This is a genomic window from Paradesulfitobacterium aromaticivorans (assembly GCF_054657415.1).
The window spans coordinates 215,989-242,147 of sequence record NZ_BAAHYT010000008.1 but is presented as its reverse complement, the minus strand read 5'-3'; the positions used below and the strand labels follow the sequence as shown (position 1 = coordinate 242,147).

Here is a 26,159-nt window from a genome sequence, read left to right as displayed (position 1 = left end):
TGGCGAATTCGTGCTTCCGGGCGATTTGACATAATAGGTTGAGAGATTATTTTAGGAGGGGATCAGACTAATGAAATCCATCCGGATCAAAATCATGCTGTTGTCCGTTGTAATTGTAACCATCGCTCTTTTATCCCTGGGAGTCATTATTTATTTTCAGACCAAATCGACGATGGTTACAGCAACAGAAACAACGACCCAGGAAATTGTTAAAGCCCGAGGGGCAGAAGTCGGACGATGGCTGGCGGCCAAAGAGGGTGAAGTGGCCGTCCTGTCCTCGGCAGAGAACCTGGAAATAGGGGACTGGGCGAAGGCTAAAGCTTATGCTGACTCCCTCAACGGGAAGCTCGACAAAGAGTTTGAATTTGGTTGGTACGCTGACTTAGACGGTGATTTCTATACCACAAAGGGGAAGACAGGGAATATTCGGAACAGATATGACTACACAGCCATCAGAGATCAAGGCAAGGACGTGTTTATCAGCAATCCGATGCCGTCTGCAGTTACCGGTAAACCTGTAGTAGTGATTCCCCATGCCATCAAAGATAAAAGCGGGGAGTTGACCGGGGTTTTTGCCGGAGTGATTGACTTGGGAACTGTTACCCAGATTGCCAACCAGATTAAGATCGGGCAAACCGGCTTCGGGTGGATTGTGGACGGCACAGGGCTGGTCATTGCCCACCCCGATGAAAAAATTAACATGAAGCTTAATCTTTTAAAAGCATCCGAGGCCGGATTTAAGGGTGTGGATGAACTAGGGAAGCAAATGACTGCAGGTCAGCAAGGTATGGGGAGAATTACTACTCCCGACGGCATGGAAATGTATATGATTTTTACTCCTATTCCTGGTTCGCCTAACTGGAGCCTGGGAGTTACAATTCCTACGGCGGAGATGCTCAAAGATGCCGACTCTGTACTTAGAACGACCGTTCTCAGCCTGGGGGTTATTTTGGTGCTGAGCCTTATTTTGTCTTTATGGTTTGCCGCGTCGTTGGCCAGGCCCATAACTGAGGTGGCTGGGCATTTGGATAGATTGGCCCAGGGAGATTTTACAGTGCAGGTTCCGGAGAAGATCAGACGGAGAAAAGACGAGGTTGGTACGCTGGCAAAGGCTATGGCCGCCATGCAAGAGTCGGTTGTCACCATGACTAGGCGGATATTTGGCGCTTCCGAGAGTGTTAATGGTCAGAGTCAACAGTTAGCCGAGATCGCCAATGGTGTGAAGCAAGGTACGGAGCAAATTGCGGCAACAGTACAAGAGATGGCGGCAGGAGCTGAGGAACAGGCCGGAACGTCGGCTGAAATCGCCAATTCAACGGAAAACCTCAATCATCTTTTCGTCCTAGCGAGCCAGAATGGAGAAGAGCTGAAAAACTCCTCGAATCTGGTGTTAGAGACAGCTAATAATGGCAATGTGCAAATGGAAAACTCCGTGTCCCAAATGGAAGTGATCAACGAGATTATGAGAGATTCGGTTGGAAAAGTGCAGGGGCTAGACCAAAAGGCCCAGAAAATATCTAAACTTGTGCAAGTTATTAATGATATTGCCGATCAGACCAACCTTCTGGCTTTGAATGCGGCAATTGAGGCGGCCAGGGCGGGAGAAGCAGGCCGAGGATTTGCGGTGGTTGCCGAGGAAGTGAGAAAATTAGCTGAGCAGACCAGGAATTCTGCCACAGAAATAACTGGTATTGTGGAAGGGGTACAGTACGAAAGTAAAAATGTGAGTGAATCATTGGAGAAGGGTTATTCCCAAGTTGAAGAGGGTATGAACCAAATCCAGATTACCGGACAGGCTTTACAAGACATCAATTCTGAGGTGGCTCAAATGGTGGGCCGGATTCAAAGCCTGTCAGACAACCTGCAAGAGATTGCTGCGAGTAGCAAGGCTATCAGCAGTGCGATTCAGGGAGTTGCTTCCATAGCGGAGGAGACTTCAGCCGGGATTGAAGAGACGGCATCTGCGGTTCAGGAACAGGACAGTGCCATGGAGAGAGTGGCCCAGAATGCCGAGTCCTTGTCACACTTAGCTCAGGAGTTGAAAGAGACTGTTGGTGCCTTTAAGTTTTAGGCTGAAGATATTACCATAGACCTAGGGGTTGTCTCAACTGCAAAATCTGCTTGGGACAGCTCCTGCTTTTTCTGGAAACTCGCCTAGGAGTCAAGTGCAAAAGTTCTATAAGTAATAAGGCACCAGATTTGCGTGAACAAGGAGGTTCTAAGCAGAAAATGGATTATTTCCTACTAGTTGTGATTGTTTTGGTGGCGACTACACTTCAGGTTGGCACAGGATTTGGCTTTTCCATCATGGCGACACCGTTTCTACTCCTGTTGTATGAGGGTCATGATGCCATTCAAATCAATGTCATTCTTGCAGTTGTCATCTCCTTGGTCATGGTTTTCAAAATTCGTCACGATGCAGATAAGGCTCTTCTACTGCAACTTATTAAAGGAAGTGTCGCCGGGATACCTATAGGCATGGTCTTTTTTCTTATGCTCGATGTTCGGTTTTTGAAGATTCTGGTCAGCACGCTCATTCTTTTGCTAACCTTCTTGTTGATGCTGAGACTGAAAATACGGCAAAGTAAAAGGAAAGACCTGCTAACAGGAGGAATTTCCGGGTTCTTAAGCGCAAGTCTTGGTATGCCGGGTCCTCCTCTGCTTATATATTTTTCCGGCATAGGAATGCCCAAGGAGAGAGTGCGGAGTACAATTCTGGCCTTCGCCATTGTCGTTTATTCCGTGAGTTTCGTCCTGCAACTCGTACTTTACGGGACTAATAAGACAGTTTGGTTGGCAAGTTTATCATCCCTGCCCGTTCTGGCTGTGGGGACATTTTTGGGACAGCTTCTGTTTCAAAAATTAAACCAACGGTTATTCACAGCACTCACATATGCTGTTTTGGTTTTTACCGGCGCTTATTTGCTCATAACCAGTATTTGAAAAGGTTGTTAGCGGTAAGTAATACGGGCAAAATGGATAATGAAAAAGAGAAAAATGGCCTGGGGGAGTATCTGTTTCACTCCTTGATGCCGCTGAAAGAGGCTGTCATGGAAGTGGAGAGGCAACTGATTGAGGAAAGCCCTGAAAAAGTACGGCAGCACTTACAAAGCGGCAGAGGCCTTGGGGGTAAACCAGTCTACGGTCGTGCGGCGGATGGCGCGTTTTCGCAAGCACGAGTGAATCTTCTTATGGTGGACAATAACTTTAGATAGTATAAAGGCAGGGATAAGATTCAAGAGAGATTCGGGCTTAATCAGCTTCCGAAGAGAATAATCACGAATGACGAGCTGATGCACGGATGAGTTAGGGAAAGCCGTCTCTCTGCCCAAGCTTGAAGCAGGAAATACCTTCGACTTAGGTAATGCCAGTGACGATGATCTCATCAAAGCACAAGAAGAGATTCAACGAGGATTCTGTAGTTTTTCACTAAGAATCCGGATCTGATGCAATATTTTGGGATGTATTAGACACTTGCGAACATTATGATCCGATTATTTTCGTGATATCATTAAAATGATAAATCTCGTTAAGTCAATTTTGCAGACAGTAATGCAGAAATGACTTAGTCCCTAGCCTTTGATTTAGAAAGAGCTTGCCGGATAAAAACAAAAGACCACTGCAAAACTGCAGTGGTCTTTTTCTTCGTAGGCATGTGGCGTAACCTGTACTCGCGAAGGATTCTTCCGTTTGGGCTTAATTTTCTGCAGTTGGCTTACTATTTTCAACCGATCGGACTGAAATTTGAGAATATTCAAATTGGTGGCACGTGGCTTGCATTAGAACAGAGGACAAAAGCATGAAAAATTTTAGAGAAAATAATTAAGGAGGGAATTTGAGATATGAGTCCACGTTTTACCGGGAAACCAACCGAGGAATTCGACTTCAAAGAAATCATGTACGAAAAGAAAGACTGGGTGGCCACTGTCACCATCAACCGCCCTCGGGTCCACAACTCATACAGCACCTTAACCCTGCAGGAACTGACCGTTGCCTTCCGGGACGCATCCTGGGATGACTCCGTCGCCGTCGTCGTACTCACCGGGGCCGGGGAAAAAGCCTTCTGCACCGGCGGCGATGTCAAAGAATATGCCGACGATTACACCAAACGGCCGCGCGACTACTGGAAGTGGATGGGGGTATTCACCGAATGCCATGACATCCTTAGAAACATTGGCAAACCCACCATCGCCCGCATCAACGGCATCGTCGCCGGAGGGGGCAACGAATTTAACATGGGCTGCGACCTCGCCATCATGGTCGAAGGGGCCAGCATCCAGCAAGTAGGCACCATGGTCGGCTCCGTTGCCGCCGGCGGTGCCACCCAGTGGCTCCCCATCATGGTCGGGGACAGAAGGGCCAGAGAAATGCTCTTCTTAAGCGAACCCATCTCTGCCGAAAAAGCGCTCGACTGGGGACTCGTAAACCAAGTCGTCCCGCGCGACCAGCTTGACCAAGCCGTAGCCACCATGGCTGAAAAACTCATCAACAAATTCCCGGAGTGCTTGCGCTACACCAAACAGCAAACCAACTTCTGGAAAGACCTCGCCTGGAGTTCCACCGTCGGGCATGCCCGCGAATGGCTGGCTTTGCACTTCGCCAGTGTCGAACCCTATGAAGGCATGAAAGCCTTCGTCGAAAAGCGGCCCAAAGACTACATCGGCTTAAGACAGAAAGCAGCCGCAGGCGGCTCCAGTGAATTCCTCTACGGGCCATACACCCACACCTGCCCCAGTTGCGGTGCCAAAGGAATCCCGGATGACTTCAAATTCTGCGGCGTCTGCGGAGCGAAGTTGGAGTAAGAGCAAATAAATGAGCTTAATGAGAGGAGAAAGAGCATGTTCACAGGGGAGCGAACTTCATGTATGGCCTCAGCGTCCGGACCTTGCTCGACATGGGCGGCCAGGACTGCAAAGCCATCCACTGCGATGAAAAAGGAAAAGTAACCTCCTTTCTCATGAACGACAAATGCGCCGCCGGAACCGGCCGCGGCATGGAAGTGTTCGCCAACCTGCTGGCCGTCCCGATCGAAGAAGTTGGGGAAATGTCCTTTAAGATCGAAACAGAGCCAGAGCCGGTATCCAGCACCTGCGTGGTCTTTGCTAAGACTGAAGCGACCGGGTTGCTGCGGGCAGGCTGGTCCAAGGAGAAAGTACTCGCAGCCTACTGCTCCGCCATGGCCAGCCGGGTCGTAAGCCTGCTTGAGCGTAACGGCATGGAAAAAGACTTCGCCATCACCGGCGGCATCACCAAAAACCCCGGCGTGGTCAAATGGATTGAAAAGCTCTTAGGGATCGAAGCCTTAAAGCCCAAGTATGACACTCAGATTGCCGGAGCTTTAGGAGGAGCCCTCTTTGCCAAAGCGTTGGCGAAAAAAAGCGGGAAGGGTAAAATGGCCGGGGAGTAAAGGGGTAAGGGGTAGATATGATATAGAATGGAGATTTCCCTCTGAATTAATCAGAGGGAGTTTCCTATATCTTAGGCGAAAGCGGGTGAAAGCATGATAGCCAACCATGGATCCGGGAGTTTTGGAAGGGGTAACCTACTTAAGAGGGGTTGCTCTGCGTGAAGATTATGAGCTCGACCGCCGCGTAGCTGTTATCGTTTTCGCCGGTGGAGATGTTGTCCTCGGTCCCGCTTCCGTGATCGAGGCGATTGCCCAAGGCCGGCAAGTTGCCGGAGGGGAATGACGAACTGGACGATCTGTTTTAGTTAATTTAACAAAAACTACGAAAGGAGTGAAAGGATGGGGCGCACCAGTAAAGTAATACCTATCCGCGAAGCGATTAGCCGCTTTGTTGCGGACGAGTGCGAGTCTCTGGCAGTGGGCGGAATGCACATGCATAATAACCCGATGGCCCTGGTCCGGGAAGTAATCCGCCAGGGTAAGAAAATAAAACGCCTTATTACTAGCCCATCGGCTGATATTAATGCTGATTTGCTCATCGGTTGCGGTTTAGTTGAGGAGATTCTCACCGCCTATGTTGGTTTTGAACATTTAGGGCTTGCTCCTAATTTTCGGCGGGCGGTCGAAAAGAAAACCATAAAGCTTTTGGAATGTGATGAACCCTTCCTGGTTTACGGCCTGCAAGCTGGGGCGGGAGGCTTGCCCTTTATTCCGTATCCGAAGGGTTTGGAGTTAAACGACCTTCACAAAATCAATCCGGAAATGTACCGCTTCACGACTAACCCATATTCGGGGGAACAAGTGATGACAGCCGCCCCCATTAAGCCTTCGGTGGCTTTTGTCCACTGCCAGGAGGCTGACCCGTACGGGAACGCAATATTCAAGGGGAGCGAATTTACGGACAGGCAAATGATCTTTGCTGCTGATACTGTGATTATTCAAGCAGAGGAAATTGTCCCCAATCTCGCGCAGAAATACGGCTCGACCAAGGTTAATGTGCCGGGCTTTTTGGTCTCAGCGGTGGTCGAAGCTCATTATGGCTGTCATCCAACATCTTCACACACCTACTACACTTTTGATGAAACCCACCTAAAAGAATATATGAAGGCTTGTAAGGACCCGGACTCTTTTGCTGTTTACCTTCTACAATACGTCACCGGTATTTCTGAGGAGGAGTATGCGGGTAAGATTGGAACTGAACGCTTGCACAGCCTGAGCAAAGGAGGGGAGTCCAAGTGAGCGCAACGGCATATACCACAGGGGAGCTTATGGCATGTGTGATGTCCCGGCATATGCAAGACGGAGAAGTTGCGGTGATGGGCGCGGTAAGCATGATTCCGATGGCTGCCTGCCGCATGGCCCAAGAAACTCATGCTCCCAATCTGTACTACATTGCGGGCGGCAGCGGGGCCGTCAATCCTCACTTAGAGCCTTTGGTTTTTTCCTCCTGTGATGAGGAAAACCTCCGTGCTGATGCGGCTTTGGCCCTGCCTGATGTCATCCTCTTAGAAGGACATGGCAAACGCTTTGATATCTTTTTCGGCGGGGGTCTGCAAATAGATAAGTACGGTAATTGCAACTTAGTCTGCATCGGAAATTGGGATAAACCGGCCTTGCGCGGACCAGGGACTGTTGGACTTCCGTTTTTGCCGCGGGCGGGAAGAGTGGTAATTTACACAACATCCCACAATGTCCGCACACTCGTAGAGAAAGTGGATTTTAACAGCGGACCCGGCTTCCTAGATGGTCCGGAATCCTGGGCGAGCAAAGAGTTGCCTGGGAACGGCCCGGCTCTGGTCGTCACTCCGCTCTGTGCCCTGGATTTTGATGAAAACAGCAAAGTCATGCGCCTGAAATCAGTTCATCCCGGGGTAACAGTCGAACAGGTTGTAGAGAACACCGGGTTTAAGCTTATTATTCCTGAGCACGTTCCCACTACCACTGAACCCACAGCAACCGAACTAAGAGTTCTGCGCCAAATTGATCCCACCGGAGTAGCGCGTAACTTACTCTAAAAGATGCACTGCACAATCCTCTATTAGTGAACCTAAAAAAGATAAGGGAGGGGTCTACATGAGTGGGGCTTGTCTAAATATTCCTGATCAGTTCAACGTGGCAGTGGAATTAGTCGACAAGAACCTGGAAGAGGGCAGAGGAAATAAGATAGCTGTTTATTACAAAGATCAGAAATTTACGTATGAAGATATTTATAAAGCTGTGAATAAGGCCGGAAATGCTTTTAAGAGCCTAGGAGTAGAGCGCGAAAACAGAATCCTTTTGCTGTTGCTCGATTCTCCTGAGTTTGTGGCCAGCTTTTTCGGGGCCATTAAAATGGGCGCAGTCCCTATTCCTACGAACACCATCTTAAAGTCGAAAGACTACCTTTACTTGCTCAATGACAGCCGGGCCAAGGTGGCTGTGGTCAGTGAGGCTCTGGTGGGGTTGATCGAAGAAATCCGGGAAGAATTGCGTTTCCTTAAGCATTTGGTAGTGGTGGGCACAGCCGGTCCGGGACAGTTGTCCTATATGGAACTGGTTAGTTCAGCTTCGGATGAATTGCCTGCGGCCGACACGCATAAAGATGAGCCTGCTTTCTGGCTTTACAGTTCGGGAAGCACCGGTTTTCCCAAGGGGGCGGTTCACCTTCACCATGACATGATTATTAGTGCTGATTTGTACGCGAAACAAATTTTGAACATTAATGAAAATGACATCTGTTACTCAGTGGCTAAACTCTTTTTTGCCTATGGTTTGGGTAACGCTCTTTATTTCCCCTTCCGTGTGGGGGGTTCCACGGTCTTGGTACCTGATCAGCCTAAACCCGATACGGTTTTTGAGACTGTGCGCAAGTATCGGCCGACTCTTTTTTATGGAGTACCTACCTCTTATGCTTCTCTGCTCCAGGCCGCTGAAAGCATGCCGGGTGTTGACATGAGTTCAGTCCGGCTCTGCACTTCAGCGGGTGAAGCCCTGCCGAAAGCAGTGTATGACGCCTGGCATAAGAAATTCAACCTGGTAATTCTGGATGGAATCGGCTCGACGGAGTGTGCTCATATTTTCATCACCAATCGGGTGGGGGATGTCCGGCCAGGGGCTACCGGCAAGCCGGTGGAAGGATATGAAGCAAAAATAGTGGACACTGATGGCTACCCCGTGCCTGCAGGAGAAATTGGCACGCTTATGGTCAAGGGGGACAGCATAGCCGCATTTTATTGGAATAAGCATGAAAAAAACAAAGAAACTTTTCACGGAGCCTGGATCAATACCGGGGATAAATACTTGCAAGATGAAGACGGCTATTTTTGGTATGTCGGCCGCACAGATGACATGATCAAGCCGGGCGGGATCTGGGTTTCCCCGATCGAAGTTGAAAACACGATCATGGAACATTCAGCAGTCTTGGAATGTGCGGTGATCGGGGTAGTTGACGGCGATAATCTGGAGAAACCCAAAGCCTATATCGTACTGAAGGATGGGATTCAACCTTCGGAGGAATTGGCCACGAATATCCAGCAATTCGTTAAAAGCAAAATCGCTCCTTACAAATTCCCGCGCTGGGTGGAATTCACTCCGGAATTGCCGAAAACAGCCTCCGGTAAAATGCTGAGGTATAAATTAAGGGAACTGAATAAGGGACAAGATGTGCTTCAAGAGACGGCAAGTTCCGCTGAGGAGGGTTAAAAGATGAAACTTCAAGGAAAAGTGGCTCTGGTAACGGGTGCTAAAGACGGGATCGGCAAGGCCATTGCTCTGGCTTTCGCCGATGAGGGTGCGGACGTGGCCTTAGCCAGCCGCTCCATCACCCGCGAGGATGATGTGGTGCAGGAAGTAGAGAAGAGAGGGAGAAAGGCGTGTGTCCTGCAAGCGGATGTTTCTAAGCGGGATTCCGTTCAGGCCATGGTAGCGCAGATTAAAGCTGAGCTGGGACCGGTAGATATTCTCGTCAACAATGCGGGCCTTTCTATCCCGGCCATGCTCTTAAAGATGACTGAGGAGCAATGGGACGAAGTGATTAATGTCCATCTTAAAGGGACCTTCCTCTGTACTCAGGCGGTGGCAATGGACATGAAAGAACGGGGTTTTGGCCGGATTATAAACGTCACTTCTTCGGCCGGGCTGCAAGGAACGATCGGGCAGGTAAACTACACGGCGGCCAAGGGCGGAATCAACGCTTTTACCAAATCCGCCGCGCGGGAACTGGCTAAATACGGCATCACTGTCAATGCTATTTCTCCCTTTGCGGAAACGAAAATGACGAAAAAAATCGCCACTGACCCCAAGCTAAGAGACAAATATCTGGAGCGGGTGCCCATGGGCCGCTTTGGCCAACCGGAGGAAATGGCACCGGGCTTTGTCTTCCTAGCTTCCCCGGAGGCAGGGTACATCACCGGGCAAATTCTCTGCATTGATGGCGGAATGATCATGCGCTAAAGCAAAAAACAAGCAATAAGGGAGGTCTTAACTTAATGAAAGAAGTCGTCATAGTCAGTGCCGTCCGAACTCCCATCGGAACGATCGGCGGAACGCTTAAAGACATACCCCCTCAGGAACTGGGCGCAATTGCGATTAAGGAGGCTATTGCCAGAGCCGGTATCAGTGCCGAACTGGTGGAAGAAGTGATCATGGGCTGGTCGCGTCAAACCACGGAAGCATCGAACATTGCCCGTGTTTGCTCCCTGCTTTCAGGGATACCGGAAGGAGCAGCCGCCTTTACCGTTCACCGCCAGTGTGCCTCCGGGCTGCAGGCGATTAGCAATGGAACTCAGGAAATTCAAACCGGAAGGGCTGAAGTGGTGGTGGCTGGGGGTACTGAAAGCCTGAGCCGCGCTCCCTATTATTTGAAAAACGCCCGTTACGGCTACGGCGCAGGGGATGGTGTCCTGGTAGACTCTCTCGTTGAAGCGGGTCCCGGAGGCCAGCCTGTTTCCATATACGGTTCGGTGTCCATGGGTGACACGGCTGAAAATGTGGCGGAGCAGTTTAAGGTGTCCAGGGAAGATCAGGATGCTTTTGCGCTGCAGAGTCAGCAGCGTTATAAGAAGGCCTTGGCGGCAGGCTTGTTTAAGGATGAAATTATCCCCGTTGAAGTTACCACGCGTAAAGGGTCGATTATTTTTGACACGGATGAGCACCCACGCGAGACCACGTTTGAGAAGCTGGGTGCACTCAAGCCGGCTTTCCGCAAGGGCGGCTCAGTCACGGCCGGCAACTCCTGCGGGCGCAATGACGCGGCAGCGGCTGTGGTTTTAATGGCAGCAGACAAAGCCAGGGAGCTCGGTCTAAAGCCGCTTGCCCGCATTGTGACAGATGCAGCAGTCGGAGTTCCACCCCAAATTATGGGAATTGGGCCGGTCCCGGCGGTACGCAAGGCGCTTAAACAAGCAAATTTAACCGTGGCGGACATTGAACTGGTGGAATTGAACGAGGCTTTTGCTTCCCAATCGCTCGCGGTGATTCGGGAACTGGGCCTGGATATTGAGAAAGTTAACGTCAATGGCGGGGCCATCGCTTTGGGGCATCCGATCGGCGCTACCGGAGCCCGTCTGATGACCACTCTGCTGTATGAACTGCGCAGGCGCAAGGCCCGCTATGGCATGGTCACTCTCTGTATCGGCGGGGGCCAGGGCATGGCTACGATTATTGAAGGGATTTATTAAGGCGCTATTACCTATGTATTTCCCCAATAGGCTGGCAATTACAACTCCATGGGGAGTGCATGAAGAAAATAACGATGAAATAAGGGAGGGGTTTAAGCATATGAGTCCACGTTTTACCGGGAAACCAACCGAGGAATTCGACTTCAAAGAAATCATGTACGAAAAGAAAGACTGGGTCGCCACTGTCACCATCAACCGCCCTCGGGTCCACAACTCATACAGCACCTTAACCCTGCAGGAACTGACCGTTGCCTTCCGGGACGCATCCTGGGATGACTCCGTCGCCGTCGTCGTACTCACCGGGGCCGGGGAAAAAGCCTTCTGCACCGGCGGCGATGTCAAAGAATATGCCGACGATTACACCAAACGGCCGCGCGACTACTGGAAGTGGATGGGGGTATTCACCGAATGCCATGACATCCTTAGAAACATTGGCAAACCCACCATCGCCCGCATCAACGGCATCGTCGCCGGAGGGGGCAACGAATTTAACATGGGCTGCGACCTCGCCATCATGGTCGAAGGGGCCAGCATCCAGCAAGTAGGCACCATGGTCGGCTCCGTTGCCGCCGGCGGTGCCACCCAGTGGCTCCCCATCATCGTCGGGGACAGAAGGGCCAGAGAAATGCTCTTCTTAAGCGAACCCATCTCTGCCGAAAAAGCGCTCGACTGGGGACTCGTAAACCAAGTCGTCCCGCGCGACCAGCTTGACCAAGCCGTAGCCACCATGGCTGAAAAACTCATCAACAAATTCCCGGAGTGCTTGCGCTACACCAAACAGCAAACCAACTTCTGGAAAGACCTCGCCTGGAGTTCCACCGTCGGGCATGCCCGCGAATGGCTGGCTTTGCACTTCGCCAGTGTCGAACCCTATGAAGGCATGAAAGCCTTCGTCGAAAAGCGGCCCAAAGACTACATCGGCTTAAGACAGAAAGCAGCCGCAGGCGGCTCCAGTGAATTCCTCTACGGGCCATACACCCACACCTGCCCCAGCTGCGGTGCCAAAGGAATCCCGGATGACTTCAAATTCTGCGGCGTCTGCGGAGCGAAGTTGGAGTAGAAAATAAATAAGCACATTCGTGGTAAAAGGAAGCGGGTAAATTCAAATGCTCGAAACAAGGGCTGGTCTAATTGAGGTAGCTTTAGGGCGAAAGTCTCCTGATACAGTGATTCGCAATATCCGTCTGGTGAATGTTTATTCCGGTGAAATCTTGGACGGGCAGGAGGTTGCCGTATGGCGGGGGCTCATTGCCTATGTAGGCCCGGAAGGCCGCCCTGGGGAGGGCACTAAGGTTATTGACGGTCAAGGGATGTACTTAGTGCCTGGCTTTATCGATGTGCACGGGCATGCAGACTTTATTACGAACCCATTGGCACTGGCTGGAGAAATCATGTTGACCGGGACAACTGCCATTCTTACTGAAACACATGATATTTGTATGGCTTTAGGAGCAAATGGCTTAGAGTTATTTTTAAAGTACACTGATAATATCCCATTTCGATATTATGTGTCAGTTCCTGCTGCTAATCCACCGCTGCCGGAATTTGAAGGAGACGAGGTTTTTACCCAGGAAATAGTAGAAACGAGTTTGACAAAGCCTAGGGTCTTAGCTGTCGGTGAAGTGACAGCTTGGGGAAGGCTGATAGTGCCCGAACGGGATTTCCTGGCGAAGATTGTCTCAGCAGCCGAACAAGGCGTGCGCATTGAAGGGCATATGGCCGGGTGTTCATATGAGAAGTTAAATGCGCTTACTGCCTGCGGCTTTACCTCCTGCCATGAGAGTATAACTGCCGAAGAAGCGTTAAACCGCCTGCGTCTCGGGTTGTATGTAATCTTGCGCCACGGCTCTATTCGGGCTGACCTTGAGCCCCTTTCCCGCTTAATCACAGAGAATCCCGGATTGGATACTTCCAGGATCATGCTGAGCCCGGATTGGTTCAGCCCTATGGATGTTTTAAAGTACGGCTACCTCAACTACTTAGTTTCCTATGCTGTGGAACTTGGGATTCCGGCGGTGAAAGCAATCCAAATGGTAACGATCAACCCCGCAACTTATTTGGGGCTTGACCGCGAAATTGGAGGAATTGCCCCAGGTCGGCATGCAGATTTTATGCTCGTGAAGGATCTTTCCCGGCCTGATCCAGTGCGAGTGTGGGTCGGAGGCAAGGCTGTAGCCGAGGATGGAAAGCTACTGATAGATATCCCCAGATTCCCGGCTACCGATTTGGCTGCCTGGAGAACGGGCCGTGTTCCCAGTCCCCGGTTCAAGCAGCAAATTTTCAGATTAAGAGAGAGATGGTGGAAAGTATAGAGGTTCCATGTATGCACATGGCCAATAAAACGATTACCAAGACTCTGATGCGCACTTTGTCAGTTACGAACGGTTTGATCGACCTTCCTCCGGATCTTATGAAAATAAGTCTTTGGTCGCCGCAAGCCAAGAGTTGGGTTACAGGGTTCTTAAGTGGTTTTGGGGCTCGTATGGGGGGCTATGCCAGTAGTATTGCTCACGAAACGCACATGCCGATGGTTGTGGGCAGCAAGGAGGAGGATATGGCCCTGGCTGCTAACCGGATGCTGAAAATCGGCGGCGGCATTGTGCTTGTGGAAGCTGGACAGGTGATTGGCGAAATACCCATGACCACGGGTGGCATTCTTTCCAATTCAAGTGTGCGCGAGACAGCCGCAGGCTGGATGAAGCTTAACAATTACCTGCAGGAAAAGGGATGCCCGTTCGATGACCCTCTGTTTGGCTTGGGTTTTTTAGCTTTTACCGGCCTGCCCTATATTAGGATCACTCCGTCAGGAGTAGTGGATATTCGGAACAAAGAAGTGGTCTTTTCTTAAAATAAGGCACGAAGTGTTAATCAGAAATTTCGAATATGGCTTAATAAACTGAGAGCCTCATTAAAAGAGCCGAATTAAGCGGGTAAAAATAAGCGGAGGTGTACTTAATGAAAGCAGCTGTTTTTTATGGACCGAACCAACCCCTTAAAGTGGAAGAAGTGCCAATGCCCGAGATCGGAGCTGGAGATATCTTAGTCAAAGTCGCTGCTTGCGGCCTGTGCCATACGGATTTGCATTACATTGACCATGGTGTTCCCACGTTTAAAAAGCCGCCTCTCATTCTGGGACACGAAATTTCAGGCACAGTCACTGAAGTGGCTCCGGATGTAACTTCCTTCAAAGTGGGTGACCGTGTGCTCCTGCCCGCCGTCATGGCCTGCGGGGTCTGCGACAACTGCCGCGAAGGGAGGGGCAACATTTGTTCAAGCATGGTCATGCCGGGCAATGATGTTGACGGCGGATATGCGGAATACATTAAAGCTCCTGCCAGCAATGTGTTCCATTTGCCGGACGAGATTCCCTTAATTGAAGGCTCAATTATTGCCGATGCTATTACTACGCCTTACCATGCGGTCAAAAACCGGGGGAAAGTGAGACCCGGTGATACCGTATTAGTCTACGGCTGCGGCGGGGTAGGACTTAATCTGGTTCAGGTAGCCAACGCGGCGGGTGCTTCGGTGATTGCGGTTGACCTCGCTGACAATAAATTAGTCAAAGCCAAAGAACTCGGAGCTGTTGCTACCTTTAATGCCGGAGAAACGCAGGATGTGGCCAAGGCCATCCGCAAATACACCGGCGGGGGCGTGGACATTGCTTTTGAGTGTATCGGCAATCCCAAGACCATGGAAGTCGCTTTCAACACTGTGCGCAATGGCGGTCGTTTCGTGATCGTCGGTTACACCGAGCATACCATGACTTTGAACGCCAGCCGGGTCATGTATCGGGAGATGGAAGTTATAGGCTCTCTGGGCTGCCCGCTGGTCGATTACCCCAAGGTTATTGAGATGGTACGCACGGGCAAGATTCAGGTCGTGCCCATGGTCTCCAAACGCTTCTCTCTCGACGAAATCAATGAGGGCTTTGATTATCTGCGCTCCGGCCAAGGATTCAGGTCAGTTATCGTACCGTAAAGATTATTTGTTTACAAATCCCCCAAGTAAGATTTATACAACTCTTTAGCGTCTGAAAGTATTTTGACTACTGACTACTGACTACTGAATTCTGAGTACCTAAACAGTTACCTATTATTTATAATAAAGATCGGGCTGATCCCGTGTGAGGAGGGGTGAGGATGGGTCCGAATAACCTAACGAATAATCAGCCGCGCATAGATTTTCATGTCCACCTCGGAGTTTATACCTACCATCACGAGTGGGTTACGGAATGGATGAAACTGGCCCACCCGGTTGGGTACGAGGAGTTTATCAAGCGTTATAAGGATCCAGGGGCGTTTGAAGAACTGCTGACCAGTGAAGGGGTGGACTATGCCTGTGTACTGACTGAGCTTAGCCACATTACTACAGGGGTGTGCACTAACGAGCAAGTCAGGGACTTTTGTCAGGGCCGCCCCCGCCTTATCCCTTTTTGCGATGTCAACCCCCACATCTACACTAGGCCCGGTGAACAACTTAGGCGCTTTGTTGAAGATGAGGGTTTTCGCGGGGTAAAACTTTACCCTACGTACCAGCACTATTACCTTAATGAACCCAAGATTTATCCTATTTATCGTGCGGCTGAGGATTTGGGCATCCCTGTCCTCATCCACACCGGTTCCTCGATATTTCGTGGTTCGCGTCTCAAATACGGGGATCCCTTGCACCTGGATGATGTAGCCGTGGATTTTCCCAATCTTAAGCTGGTGATGGCACACTCCGGTCGGGGTTTTTGGTATGACAGGGCTTTTTTCCTTTCTAAGATACATCAAAATGTGTTCATGGAGGTTGCCGGTCTGCCTCCGTCCAAGCTTCTGGATTATTTTCCGGAACTCGGACGCAATGTGGACAAGGTGATTTTTGGCAGTGACTGGCCAGGTGCGCCTTGGATACGCCGCAATATGGAGGCGATCGCTGAACTGCCACTGCCCCCGGGAGGAGCAGATAAGATTTTAGGCGGGAATGCCGCCAGGATCTTGGGCATAAGCTAAGAAGTTTGATGTCCGTAAAAAGTTTGGGCCAGTAGTGGCCTTTTGAACCTCATGAAATTGAGATTCCAGGGATGAACGAAAACTTAGAGAAAGGGGTATTGCCCATGCCTTATGAAGTGATTCAGTTAACAAAGGAGAATGGGGTAGCCACCATTACGCTTAACCGTCCCCCGATGAATCCCTTAAACAGCCAGGTCTTTCGGGAATTAGCCCAGGCGGTCGACGAACTGGAAACAGATGCGTCCGTGAAAGCAGTGATCATCACCGGGTCCGGAGACAGAGCTTTGGCCGCCGGGGCGGACATCACCGAGATGGTCAACCTTAGTCCGGTTGAAGCGTATGCCTTCTGCCAAGTTTCGCGCACGTCCTTCGAAAAAATCGAACGGCTGGGGAAACCGGTTATCGCGGCTATTAATGGGATGGCCCTGGGCGGCGGGACTGAACTTAGCTTGGCCTGCGATTTCCGGATTGCGGCCGATACAGCCAAGTTTGGGCAGCCTGAAATTAATCTCGGGATCATTCCCGGGGCTGGCGGCACTCAGCGCTTAGCCCGTTTAATCGGCACTTCCAAGGCTAAAGAACTGATTTTCCTGGGAGACATCATTGATGCGGGAACCGCTGAAAGACTAGGTCTGGTAAACAAGGTTGTTCCTGCCGCTTCCCTAATGGAGGAAACTCAAAAGTTTGCGCAAAAACTTGCATCCAAACCGGTTGTGGCGATGAAAATGGCCAAAGAAGCGATGAATACAGGTATCAATCTGGATATCTCGTCTGCTTTAACTCTGGAAATCCAGAACTTTATCACCGCTTTTGCCAGTGAGGACCGCAAAGAAGGCATGGGTGCCTTTATGGAGAAGAGAAAGCCTAATTTCACGGATAAGTAAGTATGGTATCGCGCGTTGGGAGAACAATTTAGGACTAGGCGAGCATAGCTTTGGGCTAGTAATTTGGTGTCTGGACAATTGCATCGTAAAAGTTTCGAGAGAGATAAACGTTCGTACTATGGCGGCGTAAGCCGATTCGGAAATGATAAGCGAAAAAGAGGTGAATGTAGTGGCTGACTTACCTAAAGGCGGAAGCTTTCTGTTAGAACGGACTGACCATCAAACTGTGTTTACACCCGAGGATTTCAGTGACGAGCATAAAATGCTGGCGCGTACAGTCAGAGGGTTTGTCGATGATAATATCCTAGCGAACATTGAAGACCTGGAAGCGCAAAAAGAAGGTCTGATCCGCCAGTTGTTGGAGGCTGCGGGGGAACTAGGTCTTTTGGGCGCAGAAGTTCCGGAAGAGTATGACGGCTTTGAACTGGATAAGATTAGTTCCACACTTATTGCTGAAGGGATGGGCCGCGCGGGCTCGTTTGCCATGACCCACGGCGGGCAGACGGGCATTGGCAGTTTGCCGATCGTTTTCTTTGGCAATCACGAACAGAAGCAAAAATACCTTCCTGGCATTGTTACCGCGGAAAAGATCGGAGCTTATGCGCTTACTGAGCCAGGGTCCGGTTCAGATGCCTTGGCCGCCAAAACTAAGGCCGTTTTAAGTGAAGATGGAAAGTATTATATTTTGAACGGGACAAAGCAGTTTATCACGAATGCCGGAATGGCTGATGTCTTTATCGTTTATGCTAAGATTGACGGGGACAAATTCAGCGCCTTCATCGTGGACGGGGATGCTGAGGGGCTTTCCACAGGTGCCGAGGAAAAGAAAATGGGGATTAAAGGGTCCTCGACCCGGACTTTGATCCTCGAAGATGTCAAAGTGCCGGTGGAAAACCTCCTGTTTGAAATTGGGCGCGGGCATGTGGTTGCTTTTAACATTCTCAACATGGGGCGCTATAAACTGGCAGCTAATGCTGTCGGCAATTCTAAATTCGCCCTTGAAATGACTGCTACTTACGCCAATGAGCGCAAACAGTTCAACACCCCGATCGCTAATTTCGGGCTCATGAAAGAGAAGCTGGCGGAAATGGCGATCAGGACTTATGCTGCCGAAAGCATGGTTTACCGCACAGGCGGGCTCCTGGATAATATGATGGGAAGCCTCGATACTTCCGGGCCGGACGGCGGGCGCGTTGCCGCTAAAGGTATTGAAGAATATTCGATAGAATGTTCCATGAACAAGGTCTTCGCTACGGAAGTTCAGGGGTATGTGGTCGATGAGGGCGTGCAGATTCACGGAGGCTACGGCTTTATTTCAGAGTACCCGATCGAGCGGCTATACAGGGATGCGCGGATCTACCGGATTTTCGAAGGGACTAACGAAATCAACCGTTCCCTGATCCCGACCACGCTCGTACGCAGAGCCGGGAAAGGGGATCTCGCCCTCCAAGAAGGAATCTCTGCGCTTGATTCGCGTCTAGCTGGTGATTTTCCGCCACGCTCGAACGCAGACGAGTTGGTGCAGGCAGCAAAGGACATCTTCCTCTTTACCTTGGGCAGAGGCCTGGACATATATGGGGAAGGGCTCTTAAAACAGCAGGAAATCCTAGGCCGGCTGGCTGACATCGCAATGGGCGCGTTCGCCATGGAGAGCGCCTGGCTGAGGGCCCAGAAAGCACTGGCCCGAGATGGAGAGGGTAGGGCTAAACTTAAAATTACGATGGCTAAAACCTATATTTATAGCAATATTAACAGGCTTAAGGCTACAGCTCAGGAGATACTGGCTGCCCTAGCCGAGGGCCAGGAATTAGCGGAACTGCTGGCCAAGTTGGATAAGCTTACGCAATATACCCCGGTTAACACGGTCGCCTTGAGGCAGGAGATTGCGGCGGCTGTGTCTGAGGCTGGGAAGTATGTGGTGTAAGGGGTGTAGTTTGGGTTCTGATGATCGGTTTATGTACCCTAGAACTCGTAACCTTTGCATTTGCTGACTAAGTTGTTACTTATTTTGAACGAAAGAATGAGACCCTCGTTGAAACACCATAAAGTACACTAAGGAAGGCCCCCTTTGGAACGCGCGTACTTTTAGAGTGACGATGCCGTTTCCAAGGGGGTTCTGTTTCTGCTATAATTCTCATATCATCTTAGGCTATGACTTTTTTACGATCAACTACAATGAAGGCCTATAATAATTTTTTTACACTCTTTAAGAAAGAATATCGACGAGGGGAAAGGGTGAGTTAGAGTGGCAAACATTAAAGAGATCGAAGGGAATCCTTATTGGCAAAACCACGGCCAGCGCCTGGGGGAAGGAGAGCCGCCGGAGGTAATAATGGAAGTGCCGCCTACGGTAATGCAGTTGTATGGGACGGCTCACGGCGGGGCGATTGCCGGGCTCATGGACTCTGCGATCGCGGTAGCTGTAAATTATGAGCTTCCACCGGACAAAGGGGCAGCCACTATCGAATTAAAGCTTAATTATCTGCGTCCGGTCAAAGGCGGGACAGTGAGGGCCCAGGGCCAGGTCATCAGCCGCGGCAAAATGATTGTGGTCGGAGAAGGGCGCATTTGGGACGAAGACGGGGAATTGGCAGCAATTGGTACGGCTACATTTAGGGTATTTGAGAGAAAGAAGGGGTAAGAATATACATTTGGTCATACCATGGTTCGTAATGTATACAATGTTCTTGCCTAAAACTACTGGAGATTCTTCGGAGAGCGCAGTATAATAAACCCAATAAAAAGAGGCAACGGTGCCGTACAATGATCTGTACAATCAGATTATTGACGGCACTTTATTTTTTATGGGGCCAAATCCGGCGGATTTGGAGTGTAACAGTGCTAAAGAGAGAGCCCTAATTAAACTAAAATAGGAGTTCTCTCTTCTTTTATAGGGGTACGAAACTTAAGTTGCAAGCTATATTTCGTTTTCTCTTTTTTTTGGCAATAAATTATCTAGTTTATTAATAAAAAATCTTTAGATTTTTCAAAATGCAAGCAGGAATTATCACAACTTGCATCGAAACTTATTGGTATAAAATTGTCCAGACCAGATTAAACCACTAACATTACCATGGCACATTAATCACACCCAATGGTTTGAACACCTGCGAGTTTGGCATCTCTTTCAAGAGTAACATAATTAATTTAGGCAAAGAGGAGGGACAATTTTCAAAGGTTCAAGGTTCAAGGTTCAAGGTTCAAGGTTCAAGGTTCAAGGTTCAAGGTTCAAGGTTTAAGGTTTAAAGATCAAAGATCAAAGATCAAAAGTTAAGAGATGCTTATTTTTATAATTAGAGGGGGGTAATAATTAATGAAAAAAAGCTTGGTGTTAGTTACAACAGCAATTCTCAGCTTATCATTGGCACTCACGGGTTGCGGCAGCAGCACAACCAATACCGCAAAAACAGGGGACAGCAGCGGTGGCAAGATTAAAATCGGGGTGGCCATTCCGCTCACAGGTGCAATTGCTGAAACGGGTGGCACGATTAAAAAAGCTGTAGAATTAGCAGCTGAACAAGTGAATAAAGCAGGTGGCATTAATGGCAAACAAGTAGAATTGGTCCAACTCGATGATAAAGCCGATCCGAAAGAAGCAGCGATCGTAGCCAACAAGTTTGCGTCTGATTCTTCGATTATCGGGGTAGTCGGGCACTACACAAGTTCCACTACTTTAGCCGGAGCACCGATCTATAATAAATCAGGCTTGTCGCATATAGCAATCGGCTCAACTTCTCCAGCTGTTACCAATGCCGGACCGTTCACTTACCGAGATATCACCACTGATGCTTATGACGGTGAGATTGTGGCTAAATGGACAGTTGACGAAGGTGCGAAGAAAATAGCCATTCTTTATGAAAATGACGACTATGGTAAAGGTTTAGCAGATGTCTACAACAAAAAAGTTACTTCACTCGGCTCCCAGATAGTGTTCCAAGAGCCCTATAATCTTGGAGAAACCAAAGACTTCAGCGCGATTTTGACGAAAATGAAAGCCGCCGGCCCTGACACGATCTTCATTGCCGGCCAGTATAACGAAGCAGCGATGATTGTTAAACAAGGCAAGAGATTAGGGATTTCCCTCCCGGTTTTTGGTTCCAATGGTCTCTATTCTGATGCCCTGATCAAATTGGGCGGGCAAGACGTCGAAGGCTTACGTGCGGTAGGTGCTTTCCATGCTTCAGCCGAATATCCGGAAGCCAAGGCTTTTATCGATGCTTATAAAGCAAAGTGGGGCCAAGAGCCGGACACTTGGGCAGCTTACGCTTATGATGCCTTAAATATCCTGTTTGAAGCTGTAAAAAATGGCGGAGAAGACCGTAAAAAAGTTAATGACTACCTAACGACCCTTCAAGGATTTAAGGGTGCCACCGGTACGACCAGTTTTGATGCCAACGGGGACTGCATGAAAGAGCCTTTGAAATTAATCGTACAGAACGGAAAATTCGAGATCTATAAAAAATAATGATCGTTGGGGGGAAGGGTTCTTTTCCCTCCCCTCTTCCTGATATTTGTCGTCTGAGGAAGGTGAGAAGATGTTTTGGCAACAACTGGTTAATGGAATAACGGCTGGAAGCATGTATGCGCTCATTGCCCTGGGCTATACCATGGTTTATGGGATTTTGAAGATCATTAATTTTGCCCATGGCGACATCTTCATGGTGGGAGCTTTTCTGGGTTTAATTATTATTAAGCAGTTTCATTTGGGATTCGTCCCGGCATTCCTGTTAACGATGATGATTGTGGCCTTGCTCGGTATAATCATTGAAAAAATAGCCTACCGTCCTCTGCGTAAATCCACAAAGTTAGCTCCTCTCTTAAGTGCGTTAGGTGTGTCCATTTTCTTAGTTAATTTTGCGCAATTGGTTTGGGGCACGGAAGTTCGTTCTTTTCCGTCCAGCCTCCAGATTACTACTTTTCAGGTGGGCAGTGTCACTTTGAGCAATATCCAAATTTATGCCTTAATTATCTCATTTGCGCTCATGCTTGCCCTTCACTTTTTCGTGCATAAAACGAAAATGGGAGTTGCGATGCGCGCTACCTCCCACAGTATCAATAATGCCAAGTTGATGGGCATTAATGTTGACAACATTATCTCACTGACTTTTGGCATCGGGTCTGCTTTAGCAGCAGCTGCCGGTATCTTAGTAGGGCTTTATTATGACGCGGTCTATCCGGTGATGGGGTACACTGCCGGGCTCAAGGCTTTTACAGCTGCAGTCCTGGGGGGAATCGGAAGTATACCGGGGGCCATGTTAGGAGGGCTAATCTTGGGAATCGCTGAGAATTTAGGGGCTGCCTACATTTCGATGGGTTACCGCGATGCCATTGCTTTCGGTTTGTTGATCATTATCCTTTTGATCAAGCCTACGGGACTACTTGGCAAAAATATTCAGCAGAAAGTGTAGGTGAAGGAGAGTGAATCTTAAAGTCAACAAATTTCTTGACCGAAGGCTTAGTTTACTGGGCGCTTTGCTCTTGATCTTGATCATTCCGCAGGTTGTGGCGAGCGAATATGTGATGCATGTTTTTATCACGGTGGGGCTCTACATTATTCTAAGTCTTAGCTTAAACCTGGTTTCCGGTTATACAGGTCAGTTGTCAATCGGGCACGCGGCCTTTTATGGGATCGGTGCCTATGTGGCGGCACTTTTAATGCTGCGCTTTAATTTACCTTATTGGGCGGTACTTCCGATCAGCGGTCTTGTAACTGCAGGGTTTGGCTTTGTCTTAGGCTTGCCCACCCTCAGGCTGCAGGGAGATTACCTTGCCATTGTAACGCTGGGTTTCGGTGAGATTGTGCGGCTCGTCTTTCTTAACTGGGACAAGGTGACCCGTGGGCCGATGGGGCTGCCGGGGATTCCTTCCCCACAGCTTGGCGACATTGTGTTTATGAGTAAAGTTCCTTATTTTTACTTGATCATGGCCATGATGCTCATAACACTCATTTTCATGATCAGAGTGTCTGAGTCCGAAATGGGCCTGAGCCTAATGGCAGTTAGCCATGATGAAGTTGCAGCCGAAGCGGTGGGCGTGAATACCCTTAGAGCTAAACTGCTTGCATTTACCCTCAGTGCCTTTTTTGCAGGAATAGCCGGAAGTTTCTACGCGACTTACATCTCCTTTATCAGCCCGGATTCGTTTACCTTTATGGACTCCATTACGATCTTAGCGATGGTCGTCCTCGGGGGGTTGGCTAGTATCCCGGGCGTTGTCATCGGTGCCATTGTGCTAGGGCTTGCTCCGGAAGTTCTAAGGTTTATGGCTGATTATCGTATGCTGCTCTATGGAGCTTTAATGGTTGTGATGATGATCTTTAAGCCGGACGGTTTTTGGGGTGCCAAGAAGCGGGTGTATAACGTGATCCGTAAAAACCTGGAACGGCGGCAGCTCTTGCACAAGAGAGGTGAGACAGTGTGAGTCAGACGCATTTAGTAGAGGTAAACGATGTTTCCATACATTTCGGTGGCATTGTTGCCATCGACAAACTATCAATGCACGCGGACCAAGGGGAAATACTGGCGATTATTGGACCGAACGGTGCGGGTAAGACGACTCTGTTTAATCTTTTGTCCGGGGTTTACCAGCCAACTGCGGGTGAAGTCCTGTTCAAGGGCAACGCTGTCAAAGGCCTAAAATCTCATACTTTAGTTGAGAGAGGGATCGCACGCACCTTCCAGAATATCCGACTCTTTCCGGCCTTGACAGTACTGGAAAATGTCATGGTGGGGCACCAGTGCCGCAGCCGCGAAGGGCTTTTGGGAACGCTCTTTCACAGTAAGAAGGTTATCAAGCAAAGAGTCAGTACGATCGAGCGGTGTGAAGAGTTATTGGAACTTGTCAAACTAAAGGAAGTCATGGAAGAGCTGGCGACCAGCCTGCCGTATGGAAAACAGCGGTTATTGGAAATTGCCCGGGCCTTGGCTACTGAATGTGAAGTGTTGCTGTTGGACGAACCGGCGGCCGGTATGAACAGTCATGAGCGCACAGAGTTGATCGAGCTTATACGCAAAATAAGTAGAGATTTGCACAAAACCATTATTTTAATCGAGCATGACTTAGAACTGGTCATGGATATTTCTGATCGGATTATGGTGCTGGACTATGGGAAGAAAATAGCTGACGGACTTCCGGAAGAGATTCAAACAAATCCTAAAGTGATTGAAGCCTATATTGGGAGCGGTGAGGATGAGTTAGAGGAGGGTGACTATGCTGCAGTTGGAGAATATTAGCGTTCATTATGGAGTCATTCCTGCTCTGAAAGAGGTCAGTATCGAGGTTAAAGAAGGGGAAATAGTGGCCTTAATCGGGGCTAACGGGGCTGGCAAAAGCACCACCTTAAAATCAATTTCCGGTCTTCACCGCCCTACCGTCGGCACGATCAAATTTAACGGCCAGAACATAAGCCGAGTTTCCGCTGACCGTATCGTGCGTTTAGGGATAAGTCAGGTGCCTGAAGGCAGGGGCGTATTTCCCAATCTGACCGTGATTGAAAACCTTATGCTTGGAACTTATGTGCGCAAAGACAAACACAATATTGAGAAGGATCTGGAGAATGTTTATGCTAAGTTTCCACGTTTAAAAGAGCGCAAAAGCCAATATGGCGGGACCTTAAGCGGGGGAGAACAACAAATGCTCGCTATCGGACGTGCTTTGATGGCTGCGCCCAAGCTTTTGCTCTTGGATGAACCTTCGATGGGATTGGCACCAATTGTAGTTAAAGAAATTTTCCGCACGATTAGGGAAATCAAGCGAAGCGGGACCACGATTCTCTTGGTAGAGCAAAATGCACGGATGGCCTTGTCGACGGCTGATAGAGCCTACGTGCTGGAAACCGGTAAAATTGTCCTTGAAGGCTCATCCGCACACTTGCGGGCCAATCCCCAGGTGCAGGGGGCTTATCTGGGAAGAAATCGCGACAAGCAAACCTTGAGCAAAGAAGGAAAAGGCGCCTAGAACACGTAATAATGATTTGTATTTGTAAGTGAAGTATTAGGAGGTATGGAGGGTAATATGGCACAGAAATATGATTTAATCATCGTTGGCGGCGGGATCATGGCCTCCAGTTTAGCCTATAATTTGCGCAAAGATGGATATACGGGCAGTATTGTTGTTTTTGAAAAAGATCGGATGTATGAATATTCTTCCACTCCACGCTCTTACGGCGGAGTGCGGCATACCTTCAGCATTGAAGGAAATATTCGGTTGTCCCAATTGAGTATTAAGCTCTATGAAAAGTTTGAAAGGGACATGGCTCTGGACGGGGAACCGGCCGTGATTGACTTTAAACAGCATGGGTATCTATATTTGGCGAATGATAAAGGACTGCCCATGCTTAAGGATAATATGAAGTTGCAGACAAGTTTGGGTGCAAATATTCAGTTAATGACTCCGGAAGAAGTGAAGTCATTTGTACCGGAACTTAAAGTGGATGATTTGGCCGGTGGCATTTTCGATGTAGATGGTGGGAACATTGATCCGTATTCTGTCCTGCAATGGTATGCAAAACATGCAAAACGCTTAGGAGTAGAGTACATTTACGAGAAGGTCCAAGCCATTTTGAGTGATGGATCCCGGATCACCGGTGTCAAATTAGAAAGCGGGGAGGAATATCACGCTCCCGTCGTAGTAAATGCTGCCGGAGCCTGGTCTGGGGAAATCAGCAAAACGGCGGGTTTAGATATACCTGTTGTGCCGCTGCGTAAACAAGTCTATTGTATTGATTTGGCTGAACCATTTAACAGAGATATCCCGTTTGTTTTTGATACAGTTAACGGCACTTACTTTCAGGGAGAAGGACTAAAAGTTATTACCGGTTCGCGTGAAGGGTCTAATCTGGTCGAGAAGCAGGAAGATTCGCGCTATGATTACAATTTCCAATTGGATAAATCCTATTTCACGGATGAAGTGTGGCCGTTATTAGCAGAACGTTCCCCGAGTTTTGAACGAGTGAAATTAGAACAGGGATGGGCCGGTCTCTATGAATACAACTATATTGACCATAATGCGATTATTGGGGAGCACCCACAGGTAAAAGGGTATCATTTGCTTACAGGCTTTAGTGGGCATGGCTTCCAACAGGCACCTGCGGCAGGAAAAGGTTTGTCCGAGTTGATCCGCCGCGGCAAGTATGAAACCATAGACTTAACACCTTTTTCCTTGGAACGGTTTGCTAAAAACGAATTACTGCTGGAAAAAGAAGTGTACTAAGAATTTGAGA

The 26,159-nt window shown here is 49.1% G+C and carries 24 protein-coding genes and 1 pseudogene; all 25 read left to right on the top strand.

Annotated features, from left to right (window positions below; genetic code table 11):
- Nucleotides 1-70 precede the first annotated feature (70 nt).
- Nucleotides 71-2,071, top strand: coding sequence for a methyl-accepting chemotaxis protein (locus ACYQ2N_RS03465; protein WP_459997534.1), 2,001 nt, complete (start codon nt 71-73; stop codon nt 2,069-2,071).
- A 158-nt stretch (nt 2,072-2,229) separates the two neighbouring features.
- Nucleotides 2,230-2,943 (top strand): sulfite exporter TauE/SafE family protein, encoded by a 714-nt coding sequence (locus ACYQ2N_RS03460; RefSeq protein ID WP_459997533.1) that lies wholly within the window; start codon nt 2,230-2,232, stop codon nt 2,941-2,943.
- A 129-nt stretch (nt 2,944-3,072) separates the two neighbouring features.
- Complete coding sequence (locus tag ACYQ2N_RS03455; protein WP_459997532.1) at nt 3,073-3,183, top strand: hypothetical protein; 111 nt, start codon at nt 3,073-3,075, stop codon at nt 3,181-3,183.
- A gap of 659 nt (nt 3,184-3,842) precedes the next feature.
- Complete coding sequence (locus tag ACYQ2N_RS03450; RefSeq protein ID WP_459997531.1) at nt 3,843-4,802, top strand: enoyl-CoA hydratase-related protein; 960 nt, start codon at nt 3,843-3,845, stop codon at nt 4,800-4,802.
- A gap of 53 nt (nt 4,803-4,855) precedes the next feature.
- Nucleotides 4,856-5,407, top strand: a pseudogene (locus ACYQ2N_RS03445) (acyl-CoA dehydratase activase); the annotation flags it as partial.
- Between the two features lie 106 nt (nt 5,408-5,513).
- Nucleotides 5,514-5,690, top strand: coding sequence for a hypothetical protein (locus tag ACYQ2N_RS03440; RefSeq protein WP_459997530.1), 177 nt, complete (start codon nt 5,514-5,516; stop codon nt 5,688-5,690).
- Nucleotides 5,691-5,746: 56 nt separating this feature from the next.
- Nucleotides 5,747-6,646 carry a CoA transferase subunit A gene (locus tag ACYQ2N_RS03435; protein ID WP_459997529.1) on the top strand — a complete coding sequence of 300 codons (900 nt, stop codon included), beginning with the start codon at nt 5,747-5,749 and terminating at the stop codon, nt 6,644-6,646.
- Nucleotides 6,643-7,422 carry a CoA-transferase subunit beta gene (locus tag ACYQ2N_RS03430; RefSeq protein WP_459997528.1) on the top strand — a complete coding sequence of 260 codons (780 nt, stop codon included), beginning with the start codon at nt 6,643-6,645 and terminating at the stop codon, nt 7,420-7,422. The genes ACYQ2N_RS03435 and ACYQ2N_RS03430 overlap by 4 nt, the downstream gene beginning before the upstream one ends.
- A gap of 58 nt (nt 7,423-7,480) precedes the next feature.
- Entirely contained in the window at nt 7,481-9,088 is a 1,608-nt protein-coding gene (locus ACYQ2N_RS03425) for a benzoate-CoA ligase family protein (protein WP_459997527.1), read from the top strand.
- A gap of 3 nt (nt 9,089-9,091) precedes the next feature.
- Entirely contained in the window at nt 9,092-9,838 is a 747-nt protein-coding gene (locus ACYQ2N_RS03420; RefSeq protein ID WP_459997526.1) for an SDR family NAD(P)-dependent oxidoreductase, read from the top strand.
- Nucleotides 9,839-9,873: 35 nt separating this feature from the next.
- Entirely contained in the window at nt 9,874-11,064 is a 1,191-nt protein-coding gene (locus ACYQ2N_RS03415; RefSeq protein WP_459997525.1) for a thiolase family protein, read from the top strand.
- Nucleotides 11,065-11,164: 100 nt separating this feature from the next.
- Complete coding sequence (locus tag ACYQ2N_RS03410; RefSeq protein WP_459997524.1) at nt 11,165-12,124, top strand: enoyl-CoA hydratase-related protein; 960 nt, start codon at nt 11,165-11,167, stop codon at nt 12,122-12,124.
- 46 nt (nt 12,125-12,170) lie between these two features.
- The gene (locus tag ACYQ2N_RS03405) at nt 12,171-13,376 is read left to right on the top strand and encodes an amidohydrolase family protein (RefSeq protein WP_459997523.1); all 1,206 of its coding nucleotides are present in this window, start codon (nt 12,171-12,173) and stop codon (nt 13,374-13,376) included.
- An 11-nt stretch (nt 13,377-13,387) separates the two neighbouring features.
- A complete protein-coding gene (locus ACYQ2N_RS03400) occupies nt 13,388-13,912 on the top strand; it encodes an adenine deaminase C-terminal domain-containing protein (protein ID WP_459997522.1) in 525 nt (174 codons plus the stop codon).
- 107 nt (nt 13,913-14,019) lie between these two features.
- A complete protein-coding gene (locus ACYQ2N_RS03395; protein WP_459997521.1) occupies nt 14,020-15,042 on the top strand; it encodes a zinc-binding dehydrogenase in 1,023 nt (340 codons plus the stop codon).
- A 161-nt stretch (nt 15,043-15,203) separates the two neighbouring features.
- Nucleotides 15,204-16,055, top strand: coding sequence for an amidohydrolase family protein (locus ACYQ2N_RS03390; RefSeq protein ID WP_459997520.1), 852 nt, complete (start codon nt 15,204-15,206; stop codon nt 16,053-16,055).
- Between the two features lie 104 nt (nt 16,056-16,159).
- Nucleotides 16,160-16,939, top strand: coding sequence for an enoyl-CoA hydratase/isomerase family protein (locus ACYQ2N_RS03385; RefSeq protein WP_459997519.1), 780 nt, complete (start codon nt 16,160-16,162; stop codon nt 16,937-16,939).
- 169 nt (nt 16,940-17,108) lie between these two features.
- Complete coding sequence (locus tag ACYQ2N_RS03380) at nt 17,109-18,863, top strand: acyl-CoA dehydrogenase family protein (protein WP_459997518.1); 1,755 nt, start codon at nt 17,109-17,111, stop codon at nt 18,861-18,863.
- A gap of 321 nt (nt 18,864-19,184) precedes the next feature.
- Nucleotides 19,185-19,580, top strand: coding sequence for a PaaI family thioesterase (locus ACYQ2N_RS03375; RefSeq protein ID WP_459997517.1), 396 nt, complete (start codon nt 19,185-19,187; stop codon nt 19,578-19,580).
- Between the two features lie 672 nt (nt 19,581-20,252).
- The gene (locus tag ACYQ2N_RS03370) at nt 20,253-21,404 is read left to right on the top strand and encodes an ABC transporter substrate-binding protein (protein ID WP_459997516.1); all 1,152 of its coding nucleotides are present in this window, start codon (nt 20,253-20,255) and stop codon (nt 21,402-21,404) included.
- A 70-nt stretch (nt 21,405-21,474) separates the two neighbouring features.
- Nucleotides 21,475-22,347, top strand: a complete 873-nt coding sequence (locus ACYQ2N_RS03365; RefSeq protein ID WP_459997515.1) for a branched-chain amino acid ABC transporter permease — start codon at nt 21,475-21,477, stop codon at nt 22,345-22,347.
- Nucleotides 22,348-22,357: 10 nt separating this feature from the next.
- Nucleotides 22,358-23,359 (top strand): branched-chain amino acid ABC transporter permease, encoded by a 1,002-nt coding sequence (locus tag ACYQ2N_RS03360; protein ID WP_459997514.1) that lies wholly within the window; start codon nt 22,358-22,360, stop codon nt 23,357-23,359.
- A complete protein-coding gene (locus ACYQ2N_RS03355; protein WP_459997513.1) occupies nt 23,356-24,171 on the top strand; it encodes an ABC transporter ATP-binding protein in 816 nt (271 codons plus the stop codon). Before ACYQ2N_RS03360 ends, ACYQ2N_RS03355 begins: the two co-directional genes overlap by 4 nt.
- Complete coding sequence (locus tag ACYQ2N_RS03350; RefSeq protein WP_459997512.1) at nt 24,149-24,895, top strand: ABC transporter ATP-binding protein; 747 nt, start codon at nt 24,149-24,151, stop codon at nt 24,893-24,895. The genes ACYQ2N_RS03355 and ACYQ2N_RS03350 overlap by 23 nt, the downstream gene beginning before the upstream one ends.
- 57 nt (nt 24,896-24,952) lie before the next feature.
- Nucleotides 24,953-26,149, top strand: a complete 1,197-nt coding sequence (locus tag ACYQ2N_RS03345; RefSeq protein WP_459997511.1) for an NAD(P)/FAD-dependent oxidoreductase — start codon at nt 24,953-24,955, stop codon at nt 26,147-26,149.
- The last annotated feature ends 10 nt before the right edge of the window (nt 26,150-26,159 follow it).

What these genes read in the sequence shown, in the direction of transcription:
- ACYQ2N_RS03365 (WP_459997515.1), top strand. Translation starts at nt 21,475, where the DNA reads ATGTTTTGGCAACAACTGGTTAATGGAATAACGGCTGGAAGCATGTAT.
- ACYQ2N_RS03410 (WP_459997524.1), top strand. Translation starts at nt 11,165, where the DNA reads ATGAGTCCACGTTTTACCGGGAAACCAACCGAGGAATTCGACTTCAAA.
- ACYQ2N_RS03345 (WP_459997511.1), top strand. Translation starts at nt 24,953, where the DNA reads ATGGCACAGAAATATGATTTAATCATCGTTGGCGGCGGGATCATGGCC.
- ACYQ2N_RS03350 (WP_459997512.1), top strand. Translation starts at nt 24,149, where the DNA reads ATGCTGCAGTTGGAGAATATTAGCGTTCATTATGGAGTCATTCCTGCT.
- ACYQ2N_RS03435 (WP_459997529.1), top strand. Translation starts at nt 5,747, where the DNA reads ATGGGGCGCACCAGTAAAGTAATACCTATCCGCGAAGCGATTAGCCGC.
- ACYQ2N_RS03405 (WP_459997523.1), top strand. Translation starts at nt 12,171, where the DNA reads ATGCTCGAAACAAGGGCTGGTCTAATTGAGGTAGCTTTAGGGCGAAAG.
- ACYQ2N_RS03420 (WP_459997526.1), top strand. Translation starts at nt 9,092, where the DNA reads ATGAAACTTCAAGGAAAAGTGGCTCTGGTAACGGGTGCTAAAGACGGG.
- ACYQ2N_RS03400 (WP_459997522.1), top strand. Translation starts at nt 13,388, where the DNA reads ATGCACATGGCCAATAAAACGATTACCAAGACTCTGATGCGCACTTTG.
- ACYQ2N_RS03465 (WP_459997534.1), top strand. Translation starts at nt 71, where the DNA reads ATGAAATCCATCCGGATCAAAATCATGCTGTTGTCCGTTGTAATTGTA.
- ACYQ2N_RS03370 (WP_459997516.1), top strand. Translation starts at nt 20,253, where the DNA reads ATGAAAAAAAGCTTGGTGTTAGTTACAACAGCAATTCTCAGCTTATCA.
- ACYQ2N_RS03460 (WP_459997533.1), top strand. Translation starts at nt 2,230, where the DNA reads ATGGATTATTTCCTACTAGTTGTGATTGTTTTGGTGGCGACTACACTT.
- ACYQ2N_RS03390 (WP_459997520.1), top strand. Translation starts at nt 15,204, where the DNA reads ATGGGTCCGAATAACCTAACGAATAATCAGCCGCGCATAGATTTTCAT.
- ACYQ2N_RS03425 (WP_459997527.1), top strand. Translation starts at nt 7,481, where the DNA reads ATGAGTGGGGCTTGTCTAAATATTCCTGATCAGTTCAACGTGGCAGTG.
- ACYQ2N_RS03395 (WP_459997521.1), top strand. Translation starts at nt 14,020, where the DNA reads ATGAAAGCAGCTGTTTTTTATGGACCGAACCAACCCCTTAAAGTGGAA.
- ACYQ2N_RS03385 (WP_459997519.1), top strand. Translation starts at nt 16,160, where the DNA reads ATGCCTTATGAAGTGATTCAGTTAACAAAGGAGAATGGGGTAGCCACC.
- ACYQ2N_RS03415 (WP_459997525.1), top strand. Translation starts at nt 9,874, where the DNA reads ATGAAAGAAGTCGTCATAGTCAGTGCCGTCCGAACTCCCATCGGAACG.
- ACYQ2N_RS03450 (WP_459997531.1), top strand. Translation starts at nt 3,843, where the DNA reads ATGAGTCCACGTTTTACCGGGAAACCAACCGAGGAATTCGACTTCAAA.
- ACYQ2N_RS03440 (WP_459997530.1), top strand. Translation starts at nt 5,514, where the DNA reads ATGGATCCGGGAGTTTTGGAAGGGGTAACCTACTTAAGAGGGGTTGCT.